This is a genomic window from Microvirga massiliensis (genome assembly GCF_001006805.1).
In the GTDB taxonomy this organism is placed as follows: Bacteria; Pseudomonadota; Alphaproteobacteria; order Rhizobiales; family Beijerinckiaceae; genus Microvirga; species Microvirga massiliensis.
The window spans coordinates 212873-222617 of the sequence record NZ_LN811364.1; the positions used below are offsets into that span (position 1 = coordinate 212873).

The following is a 9745-nucleotide window of genomic DNA, read 5'->3' on the forward strand; positions in this document are numbered from 1 at the left end:
AGACCCAACGTAGACAGGAACGGCTCCATTCCTGGCCTTGACTGGCGGCAGATCTCCTGTCGTGATCTAATCAGAGAGCACGTTGCACATGGGCCCGCTCGCCTCTGAGAGAAGTTACTGCCTGGTCTGCACCCATTGGGCAGCAGCATCGTCTAGACCGTTCCTCAACCATTCGAGCTGAATGATGCCGGGGCGTTTGGCCGCGCTGTCGGAAGGTCTGCATCGCCGCAGGAACCTGACCGCCTGACCATCCGGGCAGACCAAAATCCCAGTGTGTGAACCACCCTTCCATCCTATGGGGCATCTCATGAACAAGAATGACCTGATCGAGTCCCTGGCCGAAGAGTTCGAGCTGACGAAAACCTATGCCCGCGATCTGGTCGATCGCGTGTTCGAGAAGATCATGGAGGCCGCCAACTCCGGCGAAGAGGTCGCGCTCTTCGGCTTTGGTCGGTTCAAGGTGGTCGAGCGTGGGGCCCGCACGGGGCGCAATCCCCAAACCGGCGAGACCGTGAAGATCCCAGCCCGCAAGGTGCTCAAGTTCGAGGCCGCCAAGGCCCTGAAGGAGAGCCTCAACCCTAAGCGGCGCCCACGCCGGAAGGCCGCCTGATCGGAGCCTCTATGGCTTGGTTCGGAAAGGCACCGGAGCCAGGGCAGGTCTGGAATGAGGACGCTCAAGCGAGAGAGGACGCCTCTTCGATGGCGCTCTTCACCCCTCCTCCCATCTGAGGACCGCCTCCGGCAACATAGACGGCATCGTCAATCACAACCGCGCCCATGCCGTGCCGCGGCGTGAGCATGGGCGCGTAGGCCTCCCGGCTGTCGTTTGCCGGATCAGTAAGCCTCGTTCTGTCCCTAGACCCGGTGGGTGCCCTCCCCGCTCATGACAAAGATCCGGTCCCGCTACCACACGGTCCCGTGCCCTAAGCGCGCCGTCGGGATGGGTGCACCGAAGGTCCATCGATCCGTGCGCGGGTCATAGCTGTGATGCAGGTTTGAGTTCGTGTGGAAGGTGTCGACCGTCCTCCAATGAGGTGGATGAGGCCGTTCACCGCCACCACGCCCGTGTGGTCGCGAGAAGACCGAGATGCATTCGGCGCGCGGGGTTCATGGAGCCTTTTCCTGTGAAACGCATGTGGTGGTCCAGACGGTTTCGCCTCAAGCCCGGCCACGCGGATGGGACGGACGAGCCAAACCCAGATGCTCGCGCAGCGTGGAGCCTTCGTATTCCGCCCTGAACAGGCCGCGCCGGACCAGGACGGGAACAACCTCGTCCATGAACTCGTCGGCGGGACCTGGAAAATAGGGTGGGATGATGAGGAAGCCGTCGGCTGCCCCGGACTCAAACCAGTGCTGCAGGTCATCCGCGATATCTTCAGGAGTCCCGAACACTAGGCGGTGGCCGGCTCCCACAGCAGCGTAATCTCGCAGCTCGCGCAGGGTCATGCGGTTTCGGCGCGCAATCGACTGCAAGACGGTGGCATGCCCCTGCATCATGCCCGAGGGCGGGAACTCCGGGACGGGGCCGTCGAGCGGATAGGAGGACAGATCCTGGCCGAGCCGGTCGGAGAGGACCTTGAGGGCAGCCACGGGATCGATCAGGCGCGCGAGTTCTGCGATCTTCGCCTTTGCGTCGGCCATCGTGCGCCCAACAATGGGACAGACGCCGGGGAGAATCCTGATCGTGTCCTCTGGCCGTCCAACCGATCGGGCTCGTGAGCGTAAATCCCGGGCGAAAGCCAGCGCCTCGTCGAGCGATTGCTGTGCTGTGAACACGACCTCAGCGGTGGCCGCGGCGAAGTCCCGCCCCGTATCCGAGGCGCCAGCCTGTACGATAACGGGATAGCCCTGCGGCGGGCGGGTGATGTTGAGGGGCCCCTTGACGCGGTAATACGGCCCGGCGTGGTTGAGCACGTGCACCTTCGTGGGATCCACGAAGGTGCCGCTGGCCTTGTCGCCGATGATAGCGCCCTCCTCCCAGCTATCCCACAGTCCTTTGACGACCGTCACGTATTCGGCCGCCATGGCATAGCGCTCGGCATGAGGCGGGTGCTTGTCACGGCTGAAGTTGGCGGCGGCATCCGGGCTCGATCCCGTGACGACGTTCCATCCCGCGCGCCCGCCGCTGATGTGATCGATGGAAGCGAGGGCGCGGGCTACGTTGTAGGGCTCGGAATAGGTCGTGGAGACGGTGGCGACCAGGCCGAGCTTCGAGGTGGTCACGGCCAGAGCTGCGAGGAGGGTTAGCGGCTCCAGCCGCACCATCATGCCGGGATGAGCGTCGATCCCGGTGTTCACCGCGTCCGCGAAGAAGATGAAGTCGAACTTGCCGCGCTCGGCCGTCGCGGCAATGCGCTGGAGGAGCGGCAAATTCTCCGAGCCGAACTCGGCGCCGGGCATCCGCCAACCTGCCACGTGGTTGCCGGCCCCCAGCACGATCATGCCAAGGTGCATGCGGTCGGTTCTCGTCATGACGTCCCCTGTTCGGACTGACAATGCCTGCGCTTCTCTTCGTCGCTGTCGACGATCGTGATCAGAGGCGCGCGGAGCGCCATCAGCGAGAGAGAATCCTCGTGGATGCGTGGCGATTTGGCTGCGCATGCGTCGGCGACCACACGCACGTGAGCCCCCTCGTCTATGGCGGCGAGCGCAGTCGCGAGAACGCAACAATCCGTAGACACACCACACAAGACCACATTGACCTCCGGGCCGAACAGATGGCGTGCCGCCGCCCATTTCGAGAAGGTGTGGCTCGCGACGCTTAATCGGCCCTTCCAGGGATCATCCACCTCCCAGAGCCAGTCCGCTGTAGGGTCACATGCGAAGGACCACTTGTCGTAGTACCGGCTCCAACTCCCCTCGGGCCGCGCTGGCGGCACGAAACGGGTGAACACGACCCGTTCGCCGAAGAGGGGTACCAGGGCAGCGATGCGCTGTGCGGCTTGCGCCACCGCCGGCGTGTACCAGGCACTGCCTGGATGGGAGAATGCGGGCTGCAGATCAACGACCATGAGCCAATCTTCTCGAGTGAGTGGCACGGGCTCAATCCGGGTCACGCAAGGCCCGGGCAAGGAACGCACGCGCCCGCGGGTCCGTGGGTCGGTTGAGCACCTCCTTTGCCGGACCGCACTCCGCGATGACACCGTCGCTCATCACGGCAGCGACGTCGCCTATTTCGCGCGCAAACTGGACCTCGTGCGTGACGATGATCATGGTCATTCCCGTGGCCGCGAGGCTCTTGATGACCTCCAGCACTTCGCCCACGAGATGCGGGTCGAGCGCGGAGGTCGGCTCGTCGAACAGCATGAGCTTCGGGTTCATGGCCAGGGCGCGGGCAATGGCGATCCGCTGCTGCTGACCTCCGGAGAGATGGCGGGGAAAGCTGTCCGCCTTCTCGGAGAGCCCAACGCGGTCCAGCAGATCCCGCGCCCGCTCGCGGGCGACAGAGGGCTTCTCGCCCCGCACCCGGATGGGCGCATCAGTGATGTTGTCCATGACGGACATATGCGGGAACAGGTTGAAGTTCTGGAACACCATGCCGATGTCGGCGCGCTGGCGGCTCACCTCGCGCTCGGTCATGCGGTAATAGGCATCTCCGCGCTTCTTCGAGCCGATCGTGACGCCGTCGACAGAGATGAGTCCCCGGTCAGCGGCCTCCAGAGCATTGATACAGCGCAGAAGGGTACTTTTCCCTGCCCCTGAGGGGCCGAGCAGACACACGACCTGACCTTGTTCGGCCGCGAGATCGACCCCCTTCAGCACCAGGTTGTCGCCCCGGTATTTCCAGACGTCGACGACACGCACCATGAGCGGGCCGGATCTCGATAGGAGCATGGCTGCTCTCGCCTCTCTGCGCAGGAAAGGACCGTCAGCCCATAGGCCCGACGCGGTCAGTCCAGCCCTTGGAATAATACCGCTCGATGAAGAACTGCACGACGGACAGAAGGCTCACCATGATGAGGTACCAGAGCGCAGCGACGATCAGCAGCGGGATGGTCTCGAAGGTCCGTGAATAGATGCTTTCGACGGAATGCATCAACTCTTGCAATGCCACCACGCTGGCGAGCGAGGTGAATTTGAGCATGCCGATGACTTGGTTGCCCGTGGGCGGAACGATCGCCTTCATGGCCTGCGGCAGGACCACGACCCAGAAGGTCTGCCATGGCGTGTGCCCCAAGGCCTTCGACGCTTCTCGTTGGCCGGGGTCCACCGACAGCAGGCCGCCCCTGACGATCTCTGCCATGTAGGCAGCCTCGGCAAGGCCCAAACCCAGGAGAGCGGCCGTGAAGGAGGAGATCGCGACCGTCGAGGAGACCTCGTAGAACTTCGGCCCCCCGAACGGCACGCCCAGCGAGATCTCCGGGAAGAGCGAGGCGAGATTATACCAGAAGACGAGTTGGACCAGGACCGGCGTGCCGCGGAAGAACCAGACGAATGCCTGAGAGCAGAAGGACAGGAGGGGATCGCCCGACAGACGCATGATGGCCAGCACGATCCCCAGGACGGTGCCGATCAGCATGACCAGCACGGTCAATTGGAGCGTCATGAGGATGCCGGACAGGACTGCTGGGTGGAGCATGTAGCGGCCGACGACCGGCCACTGAAACCCGGGATTGACGAGGATCTGGTAGCCGATCCAGGCGACGACCAAAGCGACCAGCGCGACGCCGAACCAGCGCCCCATCCGCGGCGCCGGGAGGATCTCAGGAGCCGCGGCCATATCCCTGGCGTAATCCATCTCCTTTACGGGAGCCGCGCTCATCCTGCCGCTCCTGGTTTCATGGTGGCAGGATATCGCCGGCGCATAACGAAGTTGCCTTTGGGTGCACCACAGGGCGCGCTCGATGCAGTCACTGCTTTGCGTACTCGTGGATCTGCTCGACGGTGAGGGCTGCATCGGGCACACCGAACTCCTCAAGGATCTTGTGGTAGCTCCCGTCGGCGACAGCATCCTCAAGGGCGACCATCAGCGCTTTCTGCAACGCCGTGTTTCCCTTGGCGATGACGATGCCGGCGATCGTCTGAGAATCCTTGAGGACGCTCGTCGTCATCTCCAGCTTGGGATTGCTTTTGGCAATGTAGACACCGGCGGGCTTACCCACGAGGAAGCCATCTCCGCGGCCGTTCGAGAGGGCGAGATAGGTATCCGCGCTGTTCGGGAAGAAGAGAAAGGAGATCTCCTTCTTGCCCTCCTGCACGCACTGAGCGGAAAGCTTCTCGGCGACAGGAATCTGCCCGCTGCCCTGAGTAAGGGCGAGGGTACGCCCGCACAGGTTGTAGACGTCGATCCCGGTCGTGCCCTTGCGAACGAGGAGGCTAAAGCCTGAGATGAGGTAAGGCACGAAGTCCGCCACCTTGGCGCGCTCCGGCGTGATGCCGATCTGATTGACACCAACGTCATAGCGGCCGTTCGAGACGCCCGGCACGATCGAGGGGAACTTCACGTCCTCGATCTCGACCTTGAGGCCGAGTTTCTCGCCCAGGAGCCTGACGAGCCTGATGTCGATTCCCTCCATTTCTCCCTTCTCGTCCATGTAGGCGAAGGGCGGCCATTGCAGGGAGGTCGCGACCTTGAGAGTACTGGAAGATTTGAGCGGATCCGGGAGGGCGTTTCGGGCGGCCTCCACGACCGACGCAGCCTGCGCATCGACCGGGAGCGCTGCCAGCGTCGAGAAGCCGATCACAGCCGCGGCCGTTATGAAGAAGCGTCTGGTATACGACGTCATGGTCTTCCCCTCTCTCCTCACAGCAGGCACCCGGGATCGGGAGACCCGCATCATCCATGGTCGCGAGCCTTTGTAATCCTGGACGACGTGGCGGCCCTTTGGAGCCACCCTGATCAACGTTTGACTCCTCAGAGCGAGGCTGCTGATACGCCTACATTACGCAGGAATTTGCCGTCCAGCGCGAGATGATCAAGACGAAGAACACCGATCGAGCGCTAAGGCATGCACCTGCGCCGCAACGTATTCCTGATCTTCATCCGGTCGGGAGGAGGCCTGTCTCTACTCCCCGCCGACACACTCGTCGGAGGGGGCGAAGACGCGATGAGCTTCGTCGATCGCCTGCGGGTGCTCGGCATCGAGGTGCTCCTGAGTTCCGCCTATTTCGTTATGGCCAACGACAAGGGCGTCCGACTTCACGTGATCTGCCTCGGAGATATCGTCGACGTCGCCCAACCGCTCCCGTCCGGCCTGGCCCTCCTCGCGCCCAATGAAATCCCGATTGACAAGCTTGGATGCTTTCACGGCCTCGTCCAACGCTTCCTTCGGGAGCGGGCGCAGGACGTGTTCGGCCTCTCTGCTGGCACGGCGGAGAAGGGAATCCTCGACCGGCTCCCACAGCCGCGCGGAGCGTGAGCACGCTGCGCAGTGGCGGAGGGCCGCGTCTCAGTCGACTGAGCCCGACCGATACATTACGCCCCTGAAAAGGATCAGGGGCTGTGAATCCTCCCGAGCCGCTCCATCCACGACGCGACCGATTAGGAGGAGGACGTGGCCGAGGTCGATCTCCCGCTCCAGCATGCAGTCGAGCGCCCCAGTCGCTTGGGCGTGCACCGGGCATCCCGTGGTCAAGGTGGTCCATTCACCCGGACGGAACCGGTCAGCTCCTGTGACACTCGCCGAGCCCCCAAAGATCGGCACAAGATCTTGGCCGCCCTCCGGCAGGAAGCTCACGGCGAAGCGCCCGCGCGCCAGGATCTCTGCCAACGCGGACGTGGACCGGCTCACAGAGACGGATATGAGCGGCGGATCGGCGCTCACATGCGTGGCCGACAGGCCAAGAAAGCCCGCCGGGCCGTTACGGCCATCCACGGCGACGACGGTGGCGCTGATGGCCCGCTGGCCCATCCACGACCAGAACTGCTTTACCGAGACCATGAGCTTTCCTTCCGAGAGCGAGTCACCGCCTCGAAAAGCCAGCCGACAGTCTCCCGCATGAAATCGGCGGAGGCCGGATTGTCCGGGCTGATCATCTCGAGGTGAGCCTGTCCCGGGTAGATGCGAAGTTCCCGGCCCGGCCCGGCCGCTTCGTAGAGCCGATGCGCCTCGGACACGGGCATGTAATGGTTCCTCTCGCCGTGTACGATCAGAAAGGGCCGCGGAGCCTGGCGTGCGACCACCTCCTCCGGGCGGAACGCGGCATAGGCTTCGCAGCTCTCCAAGGTGAATTCCGGGATTGGCTCCTGGCCGAGCGAGCGGATATCCTTCTGGAATTGTGGGTGGAGATCGAAGCCGGCGTCTGCGCCGGGATTGGTGATGGCCCTGTAGTCCACCTTCTGTGAAATGCCGGTGCGGGCTCGGTCCAGCCGGTCCTTGCGCAAGCGGTCCCACCAGTGCAGGAGGCGCGGATACTCCGTCGCGTCCCGTACCGTGCGACCATAATCCCCCGCGCCATTGGCGCTGCACACGGCCGCGACATCGGGATCACGGACTGCCGCGCAGATCGCGACACCCGCCCCAAGGCCCCAGCCGAGCATGGCAATTCGCTCGGGATCGACCTCATCGAGCCCCTTGAGGGAATCGAGCGCGTGGATGGCGTCGCGCACCTCTTCCTCCGGCAGGATGCGACCACGCTGGCCCTCGCTCGTCCCGAAGCCGCGGTAATCGAACGCGAAGACGTGAAAGCCCGCCGCGAGCGCAGCGGGTGCCCACTTGGTCGGGACCCATTCCTTCAACCCGTGCAGCCCCGAGCAGACGACAAGCACCGGAGCCTTTCGGCCTTCAGCGCTTACGTGCAGCAAACCATCGAGCTTCAGCCCATCGCTGTAAAACGAAACGTCCCGTATTGTCATGTCGCGCTCCTCGCGTATTCCCCTCAGGGCACTGCCCCGCCGGCCAACTACCGTCAGCTAACATCGGTGCGAGGATCCGGCCTCGCGAACCTCAATGCCCGCACTGTCCCGTCGACCAAGCGATGACCCGAGCCCCGAATTGCCTTCCGCCTCGCCCGATCGTGTTATCGCCCGCCCACGCCCTGCCAAGAGGAGCCTGCGACTGCCACGCGCACGTGATCGGCCCGCATACGCGCTTTCCCCTCGTGGAGGAGCGCAGCTACACCCCGCCGGAGAGCCGTCTCGATGCCTATCTCGCCATGCTCGATGCGACGGGGATGGATCGGGGCGTCCTGGTCCAGCCCAGCATCTATGGAACAGACAATGCCCTGCTGCTGGAGGCCCTGGCGAGCCATCCCGATCGGCTGCGCGGCGTCGCGGTAGTAGACTCCGGCATCAGTTCCGAACAGGTGCGGACCCTGCACGCGGCGGGGGTACGCGGCTTCCGAATCAACCTCCTGTTCAAGGGAGGGCCCGGCCTTGAGGCCCTGGAGCGGACTGCGACCGCGACCGCTCCTTTCGGTTGGCATGCGCAACTCCTCATCGACCTGCGTGATCTGCCTGGCCTCGTGGCGCGGCTCTTGGCTCTCCCCGTGCCGGTCGTGATCGATCATCTTGGCCACTTCCCCTCTGAACTCGGTATAGATGGGCCAGGGTTCCGGGCTCTAACGAGCCTGGCGGAACATCACGAAGCTTGGGTCAAGGTCTCCGGCTTCTACCGGCTCGCATCCGATCCCGGATGGGCGTCCGTTGCCCCGATCGCACGACGCCTCTTCGAGATCGTGCCCGAGCGGCTTGTCTGGGGCAGCGACTGGCCGCATGTGGGCCTGTTGCACGACATGCCCGCGACAGGCGAACTCCTGAACGCGATGCTTGCATGGTGTCCCGACGACGCACGGCTGCAAGCCGTGCTGGTCGACAATCCGGCACGTCTCTACGGCTTCCCTACTCCAGCGGCCGATGGCGGCGGGCCAAGCCGCTAACGGTCCCGACGGCGGTCTGACGAAGCAGGTTCGGGACTCGCGTGATCATGACGTGCCGGTGGGGCACGGCATCCTCGAAGCTCGCGGGTTCTGCATTGAACTCGTGGGCGAAGCGGGCAAGCAGACCGTCGTCTGCAACCATTCCGTCATAGCTCGTTCAGGTTCTAACAGGCTTCGAGCGAACTCACGCGAGGCTCGGTCTGGATCTCGCTCCACTATCGCATCCGACGAGCCACTCAGTCTCGACTTCTTTCACCGTGGCGAGGCTCAGCCAAATCTCTCGTTGCATCCGCGCAAAGTTCGTCGAAACCGGAATTTAGATCTTTGGTCCTGTGGAGACCAAAACATTGGTGTCGTGTTGTACTATGGGCCAGAAACACACGCCGTAGCAGCCCCTTACAGCTACTCATGTTCAGAACATTGCGACGTTCACCATTAGAGTCTCGGTGGCAGAACCCACCGACAGGGGTATCGTGGCTGCCGCAACGTCAATGGACGTTTAACCCGATCAGAATAATTTGAGCTCGGGCCGATCTCCTTCCCGGCCTGTTGTCTCCCAACAGCCAACCCCGCTCGGTCCCAGGCCGGGCGGGGCTCACCATGAAGAAACCCGAGAACATTACAGCCCAATGTCGCTCGCCGGGAGCACGAGTCTCCCATCCGGTTCCAGTTAGAAGACGAGAAAGCGTGGTCATTGTCGGCACTGATCCAGCGGCCGGGTTCAATCCCCAAAGTCGGGCTCATCGCCGTCTTCCGCCCCGGCGGGCATCACCGCCCCGATCTCGGCGTCCAGCGCGCCCGACAGCTGGGCCCGGTCCAGAAGCCCGGCCGCCTCGAGCTGCTCGAGATCGGGCAGATCGCGCAGGCTCGCGAAGCCCCAGCGGGCCAGGAACTGGTCCGTCGTGACATAGGTATACGGCGCCCCGGG

At 63.7% G+C, this 9745-nt stretch carries 11 protein-coding genes and 1 pseudogene; 3 read left to right on the forward strand and 9 right to left on the reverse strand.

The genetic code is table 11. From position 1 onward, the window contains the following. Positions 1-307: 307 nt before the first annotated feature. Positions 308-610, forward strand: a complete 303-nt coding sequence (locus tag BN1233_RS34645) for an HU family DNA-binding protein (protein ID WP_046868246.1) — start codon at positions 308-310, stop codon at positions 608-610. A 548-nt stretch (positions 611-1158) separates the two neighbouring features. Here BN1233_RS34645 and BN1233_RS34655 read toward each other — a convergent pair. The 5 genes from BN1233_RS34655 to BN1233_RS34675 all read right to left on the reverse strand — a co-directional run bounded on the left by BN1233_RS34655 (position 1159) and on the right by BN1233_RS34675 (position 5726). Further along, complete coding sequence (locus BN1233_RS34655) at positions 1159-2472, reverse strand: LLM class flavin-dependent oxidoreductase (RefSeq protein ID WP_046868167.1); 1314 nt, start codon at positions 2470-2472, stop codon at positions 1159-1161. Then, positions 2469-3011 carry a cysteine hydrolase family protein gene (locus BN1233_RS34660; protein ID WP_046868168.1) on the reverse strand — a complete coding sequence of 181 codons (543 nt, stop codon included), beginning with the start codon at positions 3009-3011 and terminating at the stop codon, positions 2469-2471. The genes BN1233_RS34655 and BN1233_RS34660 overlap by 4 nt, the downstream gene beginning before the upstream one ends. A 31-nt stretch (positions 3012-3042) precedes the next feature. Next, positions 3043-3834: an amino acid ABC transporter ATP-binding protein gene (locus tag BN1233_RS34665; protein ID WP_046868169.1), complete on the reverse strand. Its 792-nt coding sequence runs from the start codon at positions 3832-3834 to the stop codon at positions 3043-3045. Positions 3835-3868: 34 nt separating this feature from the next. Beyond that, on the reverse strand, positions 3869-4762 hold the full coding sequence (locus BN1233_RS34670) for an amino acid ABC transporter permease (protein ID WP_046868170.1): 894 nt from the start codon (positions 4760-4762) through the stop codon (positions 3869-3871). Between the two features lie 88 nt (positions 4763-4850). After that, the gene (locus tag BN1233_RS34675; protein WP_046868171.1) at positions 4851-5726 is read right to left on the reverse strand and encodes an ABC transporter substrate-binding protein; all 876 of its coding nucleotides are present in this window, start codon (positions 5724-5726) and stop codon (positions 4851-4853) included. A gap of 222 nt (positions 5727-5948) precedes the next feature. Here BN1233_RS34675 and BN1233_RS34680 point away from each other — a divergent pair, with 222 nt between their 5' ends. Next, positions 5949-6359 carry a hypothetical protein gene (locus tag BN1233_RS34680; protein WP_046868172.1) on the forward strand — a complete coding sequence of 137 codons (411 nt, stop codon included), beginning with the start codon at positions 5949-5951 and terminating at the stop codon, positions 6357-6359. Positions 6360-6389: 30 nt separating this feature from the next. Here the strand turns inward: BN1233_RS34680 and BN1233_RS34685 are convergent, their stop codons facing one another. Further along, on the reverse strand, positions 6390-6881 hold the full coding sequence (locus BN1233_RS34685; protein ID WP_048710755.1) for a flavin reductase family protein: 492 nt from the start codon (positions 6879-6881) through the stop codon (positions 6390-6392). Next, on the reverse strand, positions 6869-7795 hold the full coding sequence (locus tag BN1233_RS34690) for an alpha/beta hydrolase (RefSeq protein ID WP_046868173.1): 927 nt from the start codon (positions 7793-7795) through the stop codon (positions 6869-6871). Before BN1233_RS34690 ends, BN1233_RS34685 begins: the two co-directional genes overlap by 13 nt. A gap of 122 nt (positions 7796-7917) precedes the next feature. On the opposite strand from BN1233_RS34690, the gene BN1233_RS34695 reads away from it, so the two are divergent. Next, positions 7918-8817 carry an amidohydrolase family protein gene (locus tag BN1233_RS34695; protein WP_046868174.1) on the forward strand — a complete coding sequence of 300 codons (900 nt, stop codon included), beginning with the start codon at positions 7918-7920 and terminating at the stop codon, positions 8815-8817. Here BN1233_RS34695 and BN1233_RS48810 read toward each other — a convergent pair. Beyond that, a complete protein-coding gene (locus tag BN1233_RS48810; RefSeq protein WP_046868175.1) occupies positions 8780-8959 on the reverse strand; it encodes a hypothetical protein in 180 nt (59 codons plus the stop codon). The genes BN1233_RS34695 and BN1233_RS48810 overlap by 38 nt on opposite strands. A gap of 579 nt (positions 8960-9538) precedes the next feature. Beyond that, positions 9539-9745, reverse strand: a pseudogene (locus BN1233_RS50220) (SMC-Scp complex subunit ScpB); the annotation flags it as partial.